Origin of the sequence: Streptomyces sp. NPDC005811 (assembly GCF_040630405.1) — a bacterium.
GTDB lineage: Bacteria > Actinomycetota > Actinomycetes > Streptomycetales > Streptomycetaceae > Streptomyces.
Map to the genome: position 1 here is coordinate 164,649 of NZ_JBEXXK010000008.1, position 16,680 is coordinate 181,328.

The 16,680-nt window shown below is 73.1% G+C and carries 19 protein-coding genes; 5 read left to right on the plus strand and 14 right to left on the minus strand.

Features of this window, described 5'->3' with window-relative positions:
• Positions 1-17: 17 nt before the first annotated feature.
• Complete coding sequence (locus tag ABZ490_RS11350; protein WP_358987823.1) at positions 18-416, plus strand: VOC family protein; 399 nt, start codon at positions 18-20, stop codon at positions 414-416.
• Here ABZ490_RS11350 and ABZ490_RS11355 read toward each other — a convergent pair whose 3' ends face one another.
• From ABZ490_RS11355 to hisD, 10 genes are all read right to left on the minus strand, one after another.
• Positions 417-1,679, minus strand: coding sequence for an MFS transporter (locus ABZ490_RS11355; RefSeq protein ID WP_358987826.1), 1,263 nt, complete (start codon positions 1,677-1,679; stop codon positions 417-419).
• Between the two features lie 14 nt (positions 1,680-1,693).
• Positions 1,694-2,284, minus strand: coding sequence for a helix-turn-helix domain-containing protein (locus ABZ490_RS11360; RefSeq protein ID WP_358987829.1), 591 nt, complete (start codon positions 2,282-2,284; stop codon positions 1,694-1,696).
• Between the two features lie 124 nt (positions 2,285-2,408).
• Positions 2,409-3,164 (minus strand): imidazole glycerol phosphate synthase subunit HisF, encoded by a 756-nt coding sequence (gene hisF, locus ABZ490_RS11365; protein ID WP_358987832.1) that lies wholly within the window; start codon positions 3,162-3,164, stop codon positions 2,409-2,411.
• A complete protein-coding gene (locus ABZ490_RS11370) occupies positions 3,161-3,565 on the minus strand; it encodes a RidA family protein (RefSeq protein WP_358987835.1) in 405 nt (134 codons plus the stop codon). The genes hisF and ABZ490_RS11370 overlap by 4 nt, the downstream gene beginning before the upstream one ends.
• Complete coding sequence (priA, locus tag ABZ490_RS11375; RefSeq protein WP_358987838.1) at positions 3,562-4,287, minus strand: bifunctional 1-(5-phosphoribosyl)-5-((5-phosphoribosylamino)methylideneamino)imidazole-4-carboxamide isomerase/phosphoribosylanthranilate isomerase PriA; 726 nt, start codon at positions 4,285-4,287, stop codon at positions 3,562-3,564. Before priA ends, ABZ490_RS11370 begins: the two co-directional genes overlap by 4 nt.
• A complete protein-coding gene (hisH, locus tag ABZ490_RS11380) occupies positions 4,284-4,928 on the minus strand; it encodes an imidazole glycerol phosphate synthase subunit HisH (RefSeq protein ID WP_358987840.1) in 645 nt (214 codons plus the stop codon). Before hisH ends, priA begins: the two co-directional genes overlap by 4 nt.
• Entirely contained in the window at positions 4,925-5,089 is a 165-nt protein-coding gene (locus tag ABZ490_RS11385; RefSeq protein ID WP_055632935.1) for a hypothetical protein, read from the minus strand. Before ABZ490_RS11385 ends, hisH begins: the two co-directional genes overlap by 4 nt.
• A gap of 4 nt (positions 5,090-5,093) precedes the next feature.
• Positions 5,094-5,687, minus strand: coding sequence for an imidazoleglycerol-phosphate dehydratase HisB (hisB, locus tag ABZ490_RS11390; RefSeq protein ID WP_358987844.1), 594 nt, complete (start codon positions 5,685-5,687; stop codon positions 5,094-5,096).
• The gene (locus ABZ490_RS11395) at positions 5,684-6,793 is read right to left on the minus strand and encodes a histidinol-phosphate transaminase (RefSeq protein ID WP_358987847.1); all 1,110 of its coding nucleotides are present in this window, start codon (positions 6,791-6,793) and stop codon (positions 5,684-5,686) included. The genes hisB and ABZ490_RS11395 overlap by 4 nt, the downstream gene beginning before the upstream one ends.
• Positions 6,790-8,115 (minus strand): histidinol dehydrogenase, encoded by a 1,326-nt coding sequence (gene hisD / locus ABZ490_RS11400; protein ID WP_358987850.1) that lies wholly within the window; start codon positions 8,113-8,115, stop codon positions 6,790-6,792. The genes ABZ490_RS11395 and hisD overlap by 4 nt, the downstream gene beginning before the upstream one ends.
• A gap of 156 nt (positions 8,116-8,271) precedes the next feature.
• Here hisD and ABZ490_RS11405 point away from each other — a divergent pair, with 156 nt between their 5' ends.
• The 4 genes from ABZ490_RS11405 to ybaK all read left to right on the plus strand — a co-directional run bounded on the left by ABZ490_RS11405 (position 8,272) and on the right by ybaK (position 12,385).
• Entirely contained in the window at positions 8,272-9,849 is a 1,578-nt protein-coding gene (locus ABZ490_RS11405) for an oxidoreductase (protein ID WP_358988038.1), read from the plus strand.
• Between the two features lie 198 nt (positions 9,850-10,047).
• Positions 10,048-11,094 (plus strand): hypothetical protein, encoded by a 1,047-nt coding sequence (locus ABZ490_RS11410; protein WP_358987853.1) that lies wholly within the window; start codon positions 10,048-10,050, stop codon positions 11,092-11,094.
• 11 nt (positions 11,095-11,105) lie between these two features.
• Positions 11,106-11,846: an LON peptidase substrate-binding domain-containing protein gene (locus tag ABZ490_RS11415; protein WP_358987857.1), complete on the plus strand. Its 741-nt coding sequence runs from the start codon at positions 11,106-11,108 to the stop codon at positions 11,844-11,846.
• Between the two features lie 35 nt (positions 11,847-11,881).
• Entirely contained in the window at positions 11,882-12,385 is a 504-nt protein-coding gene (ybaK, locus tag ABZ490_RS11420) for a Cys-tRNA(Pro) deacylase (RefSeq protein WP_358987860.1), read from the plus strand.
• A 119-nt stretch (positions 12,386-12,504) separates the two neighbouring features.
• On the opposite strand, the gene ABZ490_RS11425 is transcribed toward ybaK, so the two are convergent.
• From ABZ490_RS11425 to ABZ490_RS11440, 4 genes are all read right to left on the minus strand, one after another.
• Complete coding sequence (locus ABZ490_RS11425; protein WP_358987863.1) at positions 12,505-13,203, minus strand: hypothetical protein; 699 nt, start codon at positions 13,201-13,203, stop codon at positions 12,505-12,507.
• 34 nt (positions 13,204-13,237) lie between these two features.
• Positions 13,238-14,059, minus strand: coding sequence for an ABC transporter permease (locus ABZ490_RS11430; protein WP_358987866.1), 822 nt, complete (start codon positions 14,057-14,059; stop codon positions 13,238-13,240).
• A gap of 109 nt (positions 14,060-14,168) precedes the next feature.
• Positions 14,169-15,143, minus strand: coding sequence for an ABC transporter ATP-binding protein (locus tag ABZ490_RS11435; RefSeq protein WP_358988041.1), 975 nt, complete (start codon positions 15,141-15,143; stop codon positions 14,169-14,171).
• Positions 15,144-15,249: 106 nt separating this feature from the next.
• Entirely contained in the window at positions 15,250-16,470 is a 1,221-nt protein-coding gene (locus ABZ490_RS11440; protein WP_358987869.1) for an NYN domain-containing protein, read from the minus strand.
• Between the last annotated feature and the right edge of the window lie 210 nt (positions 16,471-16,680).

The window sequence follows — 16,680 nt, forward strand, 5'->3', positions numbered from 1 at the left end:
GCTGAAAGGGCACCCCCGTGATCAAAGTAGCCATGACCAGCGTGTACGTCGACGACGTCGCGAAGGCCCACGCGTTCTACACGGACGTGCTGGGCTTCGAGACCCGGATGCACATGGACCTGGGCGGCGGCACCCTGTTCGTCACCGTCGGCGCGGCCGAGGGCGCCCAGCAGGACCTTCAGCTGCTGCTGGAGCCCGGGCAGGGCCCCATCGCGGAGCCGTACCGCACGGCCGTGAAGCTGGCGGGGCTGCCGTGCATCGTCTTCTCCGTGGACGACGTCCGGCAGGAGTACGACCGGCTGCGCGCCCTGGGTGTCGCGTTCACGCAGGCCCCGACCGAGCAGGGTCCGGTGATCACGGCCGTGCTGGACGACACGGTGGGCAATCTGGTGCAACTGGCACAGCCGAAGGGCTGATCAGCGGGGCAGCTCGGCGCGGCGCAGGGCGGGGACGCAGAGGGCGACGACCCCGCCGAGTCCGCAGACCGCCGCGCTGACCAGGAAGACCGGACCGGTGCCCCAGGTTCCGATCGCGGCGGCGGACAACGGCATGCTGAGCGGGCTCAGCCCGAGGCTGGCCAGACTGGACACGGCGGTGACCCGCCCGAGGTACGCGGGGTCGGCCTGGGTCTGCAGCAGGGCGCCGCACATGGCGCCGCTGAGCCCGGCCAGCAGTCCCACCAGCAGGGCCGTGCCGACGGCGACGGCGACCGTCGGCGCGTGCGCGAGGGCGCCGATGGCGAGCGAGCCCGCCAGGATCGACCAGCCGGCGACCTGCCCGGCATGCGGGAGCCGCCCTCGTACGGTCAGCAGGAGTGAGACGGCGCCCGCGCCGACGCCGAACCCGGCGAGCACCCAGCCCATTCCGGAGGCACCCCAGCCGCGTTCGTCGGCCAGCAGGGTCAGGCCCACGTTGAGCGGTCCGACGAAGCCGAGGTCCCCCAGGGTGATGGCCAGCATCAGCGGCGCGAGCACGCGGTGGCGGCGGATGTACCGCAGGCCCGCCATCAGGTCGGCCCGGGCGGTGCCGCCGGAGGCGGTGGCCCCGTCGTCGGCGGTCAGCTCCCGTGTCCGGACGGAGAGCAGCAGCGGCAGGGAGGCCGCGATCAGCAGCCCCGCCAGCCCGAACGCGGCCGCCGCCCCGCCCGCCGCCACGCCGAAACCGCCGAGGGGTGCGCCGACGACGCTCGCGAACCGGATCGCGAGCCCCCGCATGCCCTGTACGCGCGCGAGCTGGCCGGGATGGGTCACGCGCGCGGGCAGGGCGCCCACGGCGGGCACGAACACGGCGTCGACGGTGCCGAAGGCCACGGCCAGCAGGGCCAGCGGCCACAGACCGGGGCTGGCCAGGAACAGCAGCGCGGCCACCGCGAGGACGGCCGCACAGCGCACGGCGTCGCTGCCGATGACGACCCGCCGGGGACCGAACCGGTCGGCGATCACTCCCCCGCCGAGCATCAGCAGGGCCCGCGGTACGGCGCTCGCCGTCATCACGAGTCCCGCCTGCGCGGGTGTGCCCTCCTGGACGGCGGCCCAGGACAGAGCGATGTAGTACACGCTGTCGCCGACCATCGAGGAGGTGTAGGCGCCGAGCCAGCGCAGCACGTTGGGGTCGCGGTGCGCGGCGCGCTCTTCGGCCGGGGCCGTGCGGACGAGGGCCGGGCTCGCGGCGGGGCTCATGGCGGGGCTCCTTCTCAGGTCCGGAACGGGAACGCGTACGTGTGCACGGCGACGCTCTCGCGGCCCTCGCGGTCCCCGGCCTCGTCGGCGGCCCGGCCCCGCTCCTCGTAGCGGCGGAGCAGGGCGAGGACCTCGCGGTTGAGTTCGGTGAGTTCGGCCGCGGTGAGGCGCATGTGGGACTCGGAGGACTCGGCGGCGGAGTTCCACGCCTCGCCCCAGTGGATGCGCTCGTCGAGGAAGCGGCGGTACATGTCGGCGCGCTGCTCGAAGAAGAGGCGGCTGGCGGCGGTGTGCGCGGCGGCCTTCTCGGGCGCGTCGCGGAAGTCCTCGTCGTGGATGCTCACTCCGTCGGAGGAGGGCTGCCACCAGCGTTCGCGGCCGTCGGCGCTCTGCGGCTCGGCCTCCTCGACGAGCCCGTGCTCGGCGAGTTTGCGCAGGTGGTAGCTGACGAGGGAGACGGCCTCGTCGACCTGTTCGGCGAGCTGCGAGGCGGTGGCCGTGCGGGCGACGGTCAGCGCCCGGTAGAGCCGCATCCGCAGGGGGTGGGCGAGCGCCTTGAGGGTGCCGAGGTCGGTGATGCGGCGGTTCCGCTCCTTGCCTGTCATGCACCCACCGTAAATGCGAAAGAAAAGTTGCGCAATTATTTTTGCGCAACTTTTCTTTTGCATCTGCCCATGGGCAAGCCCCGGCCGCCAGGTGGCCGGGGCTTGCCTCGAGCCGGGCGGAGCGTCACCGCACCGGGTGGCCCGCCTCCTTCAGTGCCTGCTTCACTTCGCCGATCCGCAGGTCGCCGAAGTGGAACACCGACGCGGCCAGCACCGCGTCCGCGCCCGACGCGACGGCCGGCGCGAAGTCGCCGAGCCTCCCGGCGCCGCCGGAGGCGATGACCGGGACCGTGACGTGCTTGCGGACAGCGGCGATCATCTCCAGGTCGTAGCCGTCCTTGGTGCCGTCCGCGTCCATCGAGTTCAGCAGGATCTCGCCGGCGCCCAGCTCGGCCGCCCGGTGCGCCCACTCGATCGCGTCGATGCCGGTGCCCTTGCGGCCGCCGTGGGTGGTCACCTCGAAGGAGCCCGGAGCGGTGCGGCGCGCGTCCACCGACAGCACCAGCACCTGGCTGCCGAAGCGTTCGGCGATCTCCTTGATCAGCTCCGGGCGCGCGATGGCCGCCGTGTTGACGCCCACCTTGTCGGCGCCGGCCCGCAGCAGCTTGTCGACGTCCTCGGGGGTGCGCACACCGCCGCCGACGGTCAGCGGGATGAACACCTGTTCGGCGGTGCGGCGCACCACGTCGTAGGTGGTCTCGCGGTTGCCGGACGAGGCGGTGATGTCCAGGAAGGTCAGCTCGTCGGCGCCCTCGGCGTCGTAGACCTTGGCCATCTCGACGGGGTCGCCCGCGTCGCGCAGGTTCTGGAAGTTGACGCCCTTGACGACCCGGCCGTTGTCCACGTCCAGGCAGGGGATGACTCGGACCGCCAGGGTCATGATTTCACGGCTCCTCTGAATGCCTCTAGTTCCACTTCGACCAGGATGCGCGGGTCGACGAACCCCTCCACGACCAGCAGGGTCGAGACCGGGCGCACGGCGTCGAAGATCTCCTTGTGGGCCCGGCCCACGTCGTCGACGTCCCGCTGATGTGTCAGATACATCCTGGTACGGATCACGGACTCCACACCGAGCCCGAACGCGCCGAGCGCCTCGAGCGCGCCGGTGAAGGCCACCTTGGCCTGCTCGTAGGGGTCGCCCTCCCCGTAGAGCACGCTGTCCTTGAAGGACGTGGTGCCCGCCACCAGCACGCGGTCTCCCGCCGCGACGGCGCGTGCGAACCCGAAACTCTCCTCCCAGGGACTTCCGCTCTGCACCCGCCGTACGGCTTCGGACGTCATGACGACACTGCCTCCAGTGCTTCTTCCAGGGTGAACGCCTTCGCGTAGAGCGCCTTCCCGACGATGGAGCCCTCGACACCGAGGGGTACCAGCTCGGCGATGGCGCGCAGGTCGTCGAGGGACGACACGCCGCCCGATGCCACGACCGGCCGGTCGGTGGCGGCGCAGACGTTCCGCAGCAGCTCCAGGTTGGGGCCCTGGAGGGTGCCGTCCTTGGCGATGTCGGTGACGACGTACCGGGCGCAGCCCTCCTGGTTGAGCCGCTCCAGCGTCTCGTAGAGGTCGCCGCCGTCGCGGGTCCAGCCGCGGCCCTTCAGGGTCGTCCCGCGGACGTCCAGACCGACGGCGATCCTGTCGCCGTGCTCGGCGATGACCTTGGCGACCCACTCGGGGGTCTCCAAGGCGGCGGTGCCGAGGTTGACGCGGGTGCAGCCGGTGGCCAGCGCGGCGGCGAGCGAGGCGTCGTCGCGGATGCCGCCGGACAGTTCCACCTTGATGTCCATGGCCCCGGTGACCTCACGGACCAGATCCCGGTTGTCGCCGGTGCCGAACGCGGCGTCCAGGTCGACCAGGTGCAGCCACTCGGCGCCCGCCCGCTGCCAGGCGAGGGCGGCCTCCAGCGGGGAGCCGTAGGAGGTCTCCGTGCCGGACTCGCCGTGGACGAGACGGACGGCCTGGCCGTCGCGGACGTCGACGGCGGGGAGGAGTTCGAGCTTGCTCACAGGGTTCCGATCCAGTTGGTGAGGAGCTGGGCTCCGGCGTCGCCGGACTTCTCGGGGTGGAACTGCGTGGCCCACAGGGCGCCGTTCTCCACGGCGGCCACGAACGGCTTGCCGTGCGTCGTCCAGGTCACCTTGGGCGCGCGCATGGCCGCGTTGCGGGTCTCCAGCGACCAGTCGTGGACGGCGTAGGAGTGCACGAAGTAGAAACGGGCGTCCGCGTCGAGCCCGGCGAACAGCTCGGAGTCGGCCGGCGCGTCCACGGTGTTCCAGCCCATGTGGGGGACGATCTCGGCCTGGAGCGGCTCGACCGAGCCGGGCCACTCGTCGAGGCCCTCGGTCTCGACGCCGTGCTCGATGCCCCGGGCGAACAGGATCTGCATACCGACGCAGATGCCCATCACCGGGCGGCCGCCGGACAGCCTGCGGTCGATGATCCAGTCGCCGCGCGCCTCGCGCAGGCCGGTCATACAGGCGGCGAAGGCGCCGACGCCGGGCACCAGCAGCCCGTCGGCGTTCATCGCCCGGTCGAAGTCACGGGTGATCTCGACCTCGGCCCCGGTGCGTGCGAGGGCGCGCTCGGCGGAGCGGACGTTGCCGAAGCCGTAGTCGAAGACGACGACCTTCTTGCTCACCGCGCTCAATTCCACACCTCCAGCCGCAGCACACCGGCGACCAGGCACATCCCGGCGCCGATCGACAGCAGCACGATCAGGCTCCTGGGCATGTCCTGCTTGACGAAGGAGTAGATGCCGCCGGCCAGGAACAGGCCGACGACGATCAGAAGGGTCGACAGACCGGTCATGGCTTTACAGCGCACCCTTCGTGGAGGGGAGGATGCCGGCCGCGCGCGGGTCGCGCTCGGAGGCGTAGCGCAGGGCCCGGGCCAGGGCCTTGAACTGGCACTCCACGATGTGGTGGGCGTTGCGCCCGTAGGGCACGTGCACGTGCAGCGCGATCTGGGCCTGGGCGACGAAGGACTCCAGGATGTGCCGGGTCATCGTGGTGTCGTACTCGCCGATCATCGGCGCCATCTTCTCGGGCTCGGTGTGCACGAGGTACGGGCGGCCGGACAGGTCCACCGTCACCTGGGCGAGGGACTCGTCCAGCGGGACCGTGCAGTTGCCGAAGCGGTAGATGCCCACCTTGTCGCCGAGGGCCTGCCTGAAGGCGGCGCCGAGGGCGAGGGCGGTGTCCTCGATGGTGTGGTGCGAGTCGATGTGCAGGTCGCCGTCGGTCTTCACGGTCAGGTCGAACAGACCGTGCCGGCCGAGCTGGTCGAGCATGTGGTCGTAGAAGCCGACGCCGGTCGACACGTCGACCTTGCCGGTGCCGTCGAGGTTGATCTCGACGAGGACCGAGGTCTCCTTCGTCGTGCGCTCTATACGTCCTACGCGGCTCATGCGCTCTGCTCCTTCTTGACTTCACGGACCGCGTCGAGGAACGCGTCGTTCTCTTCGGGGGTTCCGGCGGTGACCCGCAGCCAGCCCGGTACACCGTTGTCGCGGACCAGGACGCCCCGGTCGAGGATCCGCTGCCAGACCTCGTGGGCGTCGGCGAACCGGCCGAACTGCACGAAGTTGGCGTCGGACGCCGTGACCTCGTAGCCGATCGCCAGCAGTTCGCTCACCAGCCGGTCCCGCTCCGCCTTCAGCTGCTCGACGTACTTCAGCAGCGTGTCGGTGTGCTCCAGGGCGGCCAGCGCGGTCGCCTGGGTGACGGCCGACAGGTGGTACGGCAGCCGCACCAGCTGGACGGCGTCCACCACGGCCGGGTGCGCGGCGAGGTAGCCGAGGCGCAGCCCGGCCGCGCCGAAGGCCTTGGACATCGTCCGCGAGACGACGAGATGCGGCCGGCCCTCGATCAGCGGCAGCAGCGAGTCGCCGTGGCTGAACTCGATGTACGCCTCGTCGACCACCACCATCGACGGCTTCGCCGCCTGCGCGGCCTCGTACAGCGCGAGGACCGTCTCGGCCGGGACCGCGGTGCCGGTGGGGTTGTTGGGGGTGGTGATGAAGACGACGTCCGGGCGGTGCTCGGCGAGGGCCTTCTCGGCGGCCGCGAGGTCGATGGTGAAGTCCTCGTTGCGAGGACCCGAGATCCAGCCGGTGCCGGTGCCGCGCGCGATGAGCCCGTGCATCGAGTACGACGGCTCGAAGCCGATCGCCGTACGGCCCGGTCCGCCGAAGGTCTGGAGCAGCTGCTGGAGGACCTCGTTGGAGCCGTTGGCGGCCCAGACGTTGGCGAGCGAGACCTCGTACCCGGAGGTGTCCGTCAGGTACTGCGCGAGCCGGGTGCGCAGCTCGACGGCGTCCCGGTCGGGGTAGCGGTTGAGGTCGCGGGCCGCCTCACGGACCCGCTCCGCGATCCGCTCGACCAGCGGCTCGGGCAGCGGGTAGGGGTTCTCGTTGGTGTTCAGCCGTACGGGGACGTCCAGCTGGGGCGCGCCGTAGGGGGACTTGCCGCGCAGCTCGTCCCGTACGGGGAGATCGTCGATTCCGGGGTTCACTTGCTCGTCGGTACCTTCCACCCGAACCTTGCCTTGATCGCCGCGCCGTGCGCGGGCAGGTCCTCCGCCTCCGCCAGCGTGACCACGTGGTGCGCGACCTCGGCCAGCGCGTCCTTCGTGTAGTCGACGATGTGGATGCCGCGCAGGAAGGACTGGACCGACAGGCCCGAGGAGTGGCAGGCGCAGCCGCCGGTGGGCAGCACGTGGTTGGACCCGGCGGCGTAGTCGCCGAGGGAGACCGGGGCCCAGGGGCCGATGAAGATCGCGCCGGCGTTCTTGACCCGGTCGGCCACGGCCGCCGCGTCCGCCGTCTGGATCTCCAGGTGCTCGGCGCCGTACGCGTCGACCACCCTGAGGCCCTCGTCGATGCCGTCGACGAGCACGATCGCGGACTGCCGGCCCTTGAGGGCCGGGACGATCCGGTCGTCGACGTGCTTGGTGGCCGCGATCTGCGGCTCCAGCTCCTTCTCGACGGCGTCCGCGAGCTCGACGGAGTCGGTGACCAGGACGGCGGCGGCCAGCGGGTCGTGCTCGGCCTGGCTGATCAGGTCGGACGCCACGTGCACCGGGTCGGCCGTGTCGTCGGCGAGGACCGCGATCTCGGTCGGGCCGGCCTCGGCGTCGATGCCGATCCTGCCGGTGAAGTAGCGCTTGGCGGCGGCGACCCAGATGTTGCCGGGGCCGGTGACCATGGCGGCGGGCGCGCAGGACTCGGTGCCGTAGGCGAACATCGCGACGGCGGTCGCGCCACCGGCCGCGTACACCTCGTCCACGCCCAGCAGGGCGCAGGCGGCGAGGATCGTGGGGTGCGGCAGGCCGCCGAACTCGGCCTGGGCCGGCGAGGCGAGGGCGACGGACTCGACGCCGGCCTCCTGTGCGGGCACGACGTTCATCACGACGGAGGACGGGTAGACCGACCGGCCGCCGGGCGCGTACAGCCCGACGCGCTCCACGGGCACCCACTTCTCGGTCACGGACCCGCCGGGCGCGACCTGGGTCGTGCGGGTCGTGCGGCGCTGCTCGCGGTGGACGAGCCGGGCGCGGCGGATGGACTCCTCCAGCGCGGCGCGCACGGCCGGGTCGAGCTGCTCCAGCGCGTCCGCGAGGGCCTGCGCGGGGACACGGACGGATTCCAGCCGTACGCCGTCGAACTTCTCCGCGAAGTCGATCAGTGCCGCGTCGCCCCGATGATGCACGGCCTCGCAGATCGGACGCACCTTCTCCAGGGCGGCCTGTACGTCGAAGTCGGCTCGGGGCAGCAGGTCACGCAGTGCGGGGCCCTCGGGAAGGGCGTCGCCGCGCAGATCGATTCGAGAGATCACAGCCCAATTCTCTCAGACCGGGTTCCGGCGCGGTCCGCGCGTATCAGTGGCTGATACGGAGCGTGGCCGGAACCCGGAAGATCACCTTCACGTCTTGCTTCCGAGGGGTCACGCAAGGGCATCAAGGGCTGTGGGGGAGCAAGGGGGTGACAGATGGTGACCGAAGGGGACGGAGCGGCCGCGGGGGACATCCCGGATGATCTGACCGCCGCCGAGGCCGGTATGTGGCAGGCCTTCCGCAACGGCAGCGTGTACGACCTGAGCAGCGGGGACACGGTCGTGGACGATCCGCACGGCGGGCATCCGTGGGGCGGGGAGCGGACCGTACGGGCCAGGATCGTCGCCTGGCTGCTGCTGGCCGGGCCGCCCGCGCTGGCGGGCCGGGTGTCCAGCCTCAAGCTGGTCGGCGTGCGGATCAGCGGCAGCCTCGATCTGGCGGGCGGCACGGTGGTGCCGTACGTCGAGCTGCGGCGCTGCCGGTTCGAGCGGGACGTGCTGCTGCCGGAGGCGCGGTTCGCGACGCTGCGGATGGTGGACTGCGCGGTGCCGCGGCTGGAGGCGGCCCGGCTGCACACGGAGGGCGATCTGCATCTGCCCCGCTGCCGCTTCCACAACGGCGTACGGCTCACCGACGCGCACATCGGCACGGACCTGATGCTGAACCAGGCGATCGTGTACCGCGACCGGACGGGCCGCTCGATCGCCGCCGACGGGATGACGGTCGGCCAGGACCTCCAGGCGGAGCTGCTGGAGTCGCACGGCGAGCTGAGCCTGCGCAGCGCCAAGATCGGCGTGTCGCTGAGTCTGCGGGGCGCCCGGCTGGTCAACCCGTACACCCGGCTCGCGCTGAACGCGCCGCAGCTGACGGTGGAGCGCTCGCTGTACCTGACCCCGGCGGGCGTGGGCCGGCAGGCGCTGAGCGGGACGACACCCGCGCGCGGGACACGGATCCAGCGGTTCGAGTGCCGGGGCGGGGTGCGGCTGGACGACGGGCGGTTCGGGGACGCGGTCGACCTGGAGCGGGCCCGGTTCACCTTCACGGACGACCAGGAGCTGTCGCTGGTCCGGGTCCAGACGCCCGAGCTGCGGTTCCTCGGGGAGCGGCCGCGGCGCGGCAGGGTGGTGCTGTCCGGCGCCCGGGTGATCAACCTGGTGGACCGGGCGAGCGCGTGGCCGGGCCCGGGCAGTCTGCACATGGGCGGCTTCGCGTACGAGAACCTGGTGCCGCAGGGCCCGTTCCCGCTGGCCGCGCGGCTGGAGTGGATCGCCGCGGCGACCGCCGAGTACGCGCCGGAGCCGTACGAGCGGCTGGCGACGGTGCTGCGGGAGGGCGGCGAGGACGAGGACGCCCGTGAGGTGCTGCTCGCCAAGCAGCGCCGCCGCCGCGAGACGCTGCCGCCGGCCGCGAAGCTGGTGGGCTACGCGCAGGACTGGACGGTCGCCTACGGGTACCGGCCGGGCCGGGCGGCGGTGTGGATGGCGGTGCTGTGGGCGGCGAGCACCCTGGCCTTCGCGAACGCCCCGCATCCCCCGGTGAACCCGGGCGGGCACCCGCCCTGGAACCCGGCCCTGTTCAGCCTGGACCTGCTGCTGCCGGTGATCGACCTGGGCCAGGTCGGCCAGTGGCAGCTCACCGGCGGCTGGCAGTGGCTGTCGACGGCGCTGATCCTGCTGGGCTGGGTCCTGGCGACGACGGTGGCGGCGGGGGCCACGAGGCTGCTGCGCCGGGGGTGACGCGGTCCGTGCGACGGGGGCGACGGGCCCGCTCCCGGCAGGCTGAAACCCGTACGGCCGAATCTCCACACAACCCCCTTGTCCGTGCACGAACAATCCCTGAACAGGGCTCACTTTTTACGGTTCCTTGACCTGGGGGCGTACAACTTTCCCAGGCTTGCCCGCACCCTCTGGCGGAACCCGACCTGCGGCTTTTCAATGGGCGGCACCATGGCTCTGCTGCCCCCCTTCATCCGTGCCTCCCGGATCTCCCGGGCGGCACGGACGACCGCCGCCCCCCACCCCGGCGCCGGGCTTCCCGCCGACGACGAGGTGCTCCTCGATGTGCCCGACGACCGGCTCGGCCCGGTCCTGGTCGCGGCCGGACGGGGCTCGTACGAGCCGGCCGCCGCCCTGCTCACCCGCACCCGGGAACGGGCCGAGTGGGAGTACCGCGACCGCTATGTGACCCGTCTGGCCTCCTTCGCGCACTCCCGCACGGAGTGGTTCGAGGAGTGGCGCGCCGCGGCGCCCCGCGACCCGGACCTGCTGCTGGTCTCGGCCCAGCTCGCGGTGGACCGGGCCTGGCTGTCACCGGCGCGGGCCGAACTGCTGCGCGAGGTGAGCCCGCTGATCACGGCGGCCGCGCAGAGCGACCACGGCGACCCGGTGCCGTGGCGGATCGCCCTGGACCACGCCCGCGGCGCGCGGGCCGGGCACAAGTACTTCGGCGAACTGTGGGAGGCGGCGGTGCGCCGCGCCCCGCACCACTACGGCTGCCATGTCGCCGCCAAGCGCTATCTCGCCGAGTCCTGGCACGGCTCGCACCGCGAGTGCTTCGACTTCGCCGACCGGGCCGCCCAGGACGCCCCGGCGGGCTCGCTCGTCCAGGCGCTCCCGGCCCGGGCGGCCTTCGCCTATCTCACCGACGGCTGCGGCCCCGAGCTGCCGCGCGAGCGGCTGGACGCGGCGGCCGACCGCGCGATCGCCCTGTCTGCGCGTTTCCCGTCCCTGGACCCCTGGCCGGCCGAGATACGCAACCTGCTGGTGTACGTCCTGGTCCGCCTCGGCCGCCTCGACGACGCCCTCGTCCAGCTGCGTCTGATCGGCCCGTACGCCACCTCCTTCCCCTGGAGCCGGCTCTCCGACGACCCCCTCGGCCACTTCCTCGCGGTGCGCGAGGCCGTGTACACGGGACGGGCCGTGCCCGAACCGTGGCAGCCACGAAAGGGGCACGGCGACCGAGCCCACCCGGACGACCATTAGGCTTCTGCGCCGTGACCACCGTCCGTCTGCCGCTCTTCCCCCTGAACTCGGTGCTGTTCCCGGGTCTGGTGCTCCCGCTGAACGTCTTCGAGGAGCGCTATCGCGCCATGATGCGCGACCTCCTCAAGACCTCCGAGGACGAACCGCGCCGGTTCGCCGTCGTCGCCATCCGCGACGGCCACGAGGTCGCGCCCAGCGCGCCGGGGCTGCCCGACCCGACCGCGCTGCCCGAGCGCGGCCCGACGGCCGGCTTCGGCGACGATCCCGTCAAGGCCTTCCACGGCACCGGCTGCATCGCCGACGCCGCCACGATCCGCGAGCGTGCCGACGGCACCTTCGAGGTCCTGGCGACGGGCACGACCCGGGTGCGCCTGGTGTCGGTGGACGCCTCGGGCCCGTTCCTCACCGCGGAACTGGAAGAGCTCCCCGAGGCACCGGGCGACGAGGCCGGCGCGCTCGCCGAGGGCGTCCTGCGGGCCTTCCGCCAGTACCAGAAACGCCTGGCGGGCGCCCGGGAACGCTCCCTCACCACCGGCGCGGACCTGCCCGACGACCCCGCGGTGGTGTCCTACCTGGTGGCCGCGGCGATAATGCTCGACACGCCCACGAAGCAGCGCCTCCTCCAGGCCCCCGACACCGCCTCCCGGCTCCGCGACGAACTGAAACTCCTGCGCACCGAGACGGCGATCATCCGTAGCCTGCCCTCGCTGCCCGCGTCGGACCTGACGCGCGGCCCGACGAGCCTCAACTGACCTCCCGAACCGCATTCCCGAAGGCGCCCGCACCCATGGCGAAGAAGCCGAAGAAGCAGCAGCAGTCCGGCGGCACCCCCGCCACGGTGGCCCTCACCTCGGCGGGCGTGGACTTCACGGTCCACGCCTACGACCACGACCCGGGCCACCCCTCCTACGGCGAGGAGGCCGCGGAGGCGATGGGCGTGTCCCCCGACCGGGTCTTCAAGACGCTGGTGGCGGACGTGGACGGCGCGCTCACGGTCGCGGTGGTCCCGGTGGCCGGTTCCCTCGACCTGAAGGCCCTGGCCTCGGCGGTGGGCGGCAAACGCGCCGCCATGGCCGACCCCGCCCTGGCCGAACGCACCACGGGCTATGTCCGGGGCGGCATCTCGCCCCTCGGCCAGCGCAAGCGGCTGCCCACGGTCCTCGACGCCTCGGCCACCACCCACGCCACGATCTGTGTCTCTGCGGGCCGCCGGGGCCTGGAGGTGGAACTCGCCCCGGCCGACCTGGCCACCCTGACCGCGGCGGTCCTGGCCCCGATCGGCCGCGGCTGAGGGGTGTTTCAGCGCCGGCTCACGTAATCCAGCCCGTCCGGCGTTCGAGGACGAGGCCCGTTCAGGGCCGATCGGGGGTCCAGGGGGCGGAGCCCCCTTGGCGGGGGCGAGAACCGCCGCTACGCGAGCGGCGCGCCGTACGCGTCCTTCGGGGCCTGGCCCTGGCCGTACGGGTCGGGGTCACGCGGGCCGAACAGGGCCGTGAGGCCCAGGTGGACCAGCAGGGCAGCGAACGACCAGGCCAGCAGCGCACCCCGCGCGCCCAGCTTCAGCGGCGCCGAGAACGTCACGCCCTTGCCCGCGGCCTTGGCCTGGGCGATCACGTCCGACCCGGGCCCCAGCCACACCCCCAGCCGCCACGCCAGCACCGACCCGAGCAGGCCCCCGGCCATCAGCGCCACCACCAGCGGCACGCCCCCGCGCCGCCGCCAGGCGAACACCACCGCCGCGCTCACGGCCCCGAACACCAGCGCCAGCAGGGTGAACGTCCCGTCCACCCCGATCGCCTGCTCCCCCTCGGTGTCCTTGAGGTAGACGACCCACCCGCCGTTCACCACGTCCCCCACCAGGGGCACGGAGGGCGCCAGATACTTCCACAGCACCCCGAGCAGCACCCCGGCCACCGCGACCGCCACCGTCACCACGGCGGCCTCCCGCAGTTCGGTCTTCATCCCGGGCCCGTCCTGTCCGTACGCGGCGTCCTGCGGCACGGCCGCCACGCCCAGCGGCCCCCCAGGCTCCCCGGGCGGAGGCGGCCAGGCGGCCCCCTGCGGGGACGGTTCGTGCGGCGGCGGAGGCGGAGTCAGCGGTGCGGTCACCCTGACATCGTGCCAGGCCCGGCTGTCCGGCGCGTCACCGGACGGCGGCCCGGCGATAGGCCCAGGTGGCGACGGCCAGCGAGACGACGCCCACCCCGGCGCACACCGCGAGGTCCCCGAGCACCAGCGCCCAGTCCGGATCCGGCCCGAAGGTCCGCGCGAAGGCCTCCACGCCGTACGTCGACGGCAGCAGGTCCCGGGCGAACCGCACCGCCTCCGGCATCCGGTCCGGCGGCAGCACCCCCAGCAGCAGCGCGGCGGACATCCCCAGCTGGCCCAGCACGGTCGCCAGCTCCGGCCGCGGCGCGAGCAGCCCGAACGCCGCGCCCAGCCCGGACAGCGCGGCCCCGGCCAGCGGGATCACGGCCACCAGCACCCACAGATGCGTCAGCGGCAGCCCGAACAGCACACACCCGAACACCGCGGTCACCAGGGTCCCCGGCACGGTGAAGGAGGCGTACGCCCCCGCCGCGCCCAGCACCACGGCCGCCGGCGGCACCGGCAGGGTGGCGTAGTGGTCCAGCCCGCCGCTCGCCCGCAGCTGCCCGAAGTACTGCGCGAGCAGATTGAGCGCGACGAACGCGACGACGAGCACCGCGGAGCCCGCGACCACCGCCTCGGCCTCGCTGCCGCCGTCCACGACACCCCGCATCATGATCAGGATGCCGACCGACTGGAAGGTCGCCACGAACAGCAGCGGGATCCGCGCCACCCGCGCACGGGAGAGCTGCGCCCGGTACACGGCCACGAGCGACGGCCACAGCCGCGCACGCGGCGCCAGCTCGGCGGCCGCGCGGACCGTGCCGGTGACGGCCCGGGCGCTGCCCGGCAGAACCTCGGCGGGTACGACACTCACGTGGCGCTGCTCCTCTTCCCTGCGGCTCTCATACCGTCCCCCACGCCCCCTGCCGAGCGTACGGGCCCCAGGGACCATACGGCCCCGGGGCGCACCCTGCTCAGATCGCTCACGCCCGCACCAGGCCCTGCCGCGCGGCCCCGCCCAGCGCCAGGTACACGTCCTCCAGGCTGGGCGTGGCCAGGGTGAAGTCGTCCAGGGCGGCGAAGGCGGCCCCGCCGGTGACGGTGGCGACGATCGCGCGGGCCTCGTCGGGGGCCAGCCGCAGCGTCCAGCGGCGCCCGGACTCCACGGCCCGCTCGCGCAGCGCGGCGACCTCGGGGACGTCCAGCGGCGCCCGCTCCCGCCACACCAGCTCGACCCGGACCTCGCCGGCCACCTGCTCCTTGAGCCCGGCCGGCGTGTCGCAGGCGATGACCCGGCCCCGGTCGAGGACGGCGACCCGGTCGAGGACGGTCTCGGCCTCGATGACGTTGTGGGTGACCAGCAGGACGGTCGTGCCGCGCTCGGCGCGTCGCCGGTCCACGGCGGACCACACGGCGCGCCGCGCGACCGGGTCCATCCCGGTGGTCGGCTCGTCCAGCACCAGCAGCGGCCGCTCCCCCACCAGCACGGAGGCGAAGCAGGCCAGCCGCCGCTGTCCGCCGGAGAGCTTGCGCAGGGTGCGGCCGGCGAGCGGGGTGAGCCCCAGTTCGTCGAGGACGTCGTCCCGTTCCCGCCGGGCCTGCCGTACGTCGAGGCCGCGCAGCCGTCCGGTGGTCTCGGCGGCCAGGGAGACGGTGAGCTCGTCGAGGGCGCTGGACTCCTGGCCGAGGTAGGCGAGGATGCGCGCGGCCCGCTCGGGGTGGCGCACGATGTCGTGGCCGAGGATCTCGACGGTGCCCGTGTCGGGCCGCATCAGCCCGGTCAGCTGGCGTACGAGGGTGGACTTGCCGGCGCCGTTCGGGCCGAGCAGCCCGAAGATCTCCCCGCGGCGGATGTCCAGCTCCACGCCGTCGGTGGCCCGTACCTCGGCGGTCGCCGGGGTGCCGCGCCGGCCCCGTACCGCGGGATAGGTCTTGGTCAGTCCGCGCACGGCGCACACGACCTCGTCCGGGTGCCGGATGGCCGATGCCGCGCGCGTACTCACAAGGGACGAGCCTACGGGGTCGGGGAGCCCCGCTCGTCCTCGGGGCCGCTCCCGGGGGCCCTCAGTCCCCGGCGGGCGCGTGCTCGGTGGCGGTCCGGACGTCGACCTCGCGCCAGAAGCCCGCCCGGATGGCGTAGCGGTCGTGCTCGTCGATCTGGTCGTCCTTGTGCGCGAGCAGTCCGAAGCGGGCCGCGTACCGGAGCAGCTCGCCGTCGATGCGGTGCGGGATGCGCGGGTACATGCCGGCCAGCTTCTGCAGATGGCCCTGGTCGCCGAGGCGGCCCATCCAGCGCCGGGCGAAGACCTGTCCCACCTCGAACGGGTCGCCGCCGACGGTGGTGATGTCCTCCTCGCGGTCGGCCCAGCGCTGCTCGGCCGTGGTCAGCTGGGCGAGCGTCGGCATGGAGGAGGCCTCGGCGGGCTCGGCGACGACACCGGGCCGGTCCACCCAGCCCTTGTCGGAGGACCAGCGCAGGGTGGCGGTGGCGGGGTGCGGGGCGGGATGGCCGCCGGGTGCGCGCAGCGCGGCCAGGTCCTTGGGGGTGGGGACGCCCTTGGTGGCGGGCAGGCGCTCGGGGACGCCGGAGCGGTCGGCGGCGTCCGCGCCGGCGTGCTCGGGCTCCTCCGCGGGCCGCTCGGCGGCGGGGGCGAGGCCGGTGTCGGGCAGCGGCGCGGAGAGGATCGCGGCGATCTCGGGCCGGGGCACGGGCGGCGGCGCGCACACTCCGCCGAGATCCTTGGCGCGTACGGCCTTGGTGATCCACGTACGGTCCAGGACGCGCCGTTCGTCGGCCTCGGCGACCAGGTCCTCGGACTGGTTGTAGTCGCCGTCGGCGGCCTGGACGGCCCACAGGTGGACGGCGACGCCGTGTTCCTTGGCGGCCATCATGCCGGGCAGCAGATCGCCGTCGCCGGTGACGAGGACGACGTCGGAGCAGGCGCGGTTGCGGGCCAGCTCGGTCAGTTCGGCATGCATCGCGGCGTCGACGCCCTTCTGGGCCCAGCGTCCGTCGCTGCGGGTCAGGGCGCCGAGCCGGACGGTGACCCGGGGCATCACGCGCAGCCTGCGGTGTTCGGGCTGGGGGACGCGGTCGGGGGCGCCGTCGAACCAGTAGATGCGCAGCAGCGGGCGCTCGGTGTCGGACTCGGCCTGTTCGCGCAGTCCCTGGACGAGGGCGGAGTGGTCGACGGTGATACGGGACCGCGAGGGTTCTCCGGCGAGGAGGCTCGCGGCCGCCCCCAGCAGATACCCGGCGTCCACCAGGACGATGCAGCGGTCCACACGACTCACCCTCTTCCCGGGAGGTTTGCTTCGGGCTTCCTTCGAGTCTGCCCGACCGTGCGGGGGTTAACGGCCCGAACTCGATCTTCGGCGTGGCGTTTCGGGGCGATGCGCTCCGAGAACCCCTGTCACGGACGGTAATTATCCGAAATGCGCCTTGTGTCAGCCTATGTGAATCTGGTCGCGGTTCTGGTCCCTACATCCCCCGCA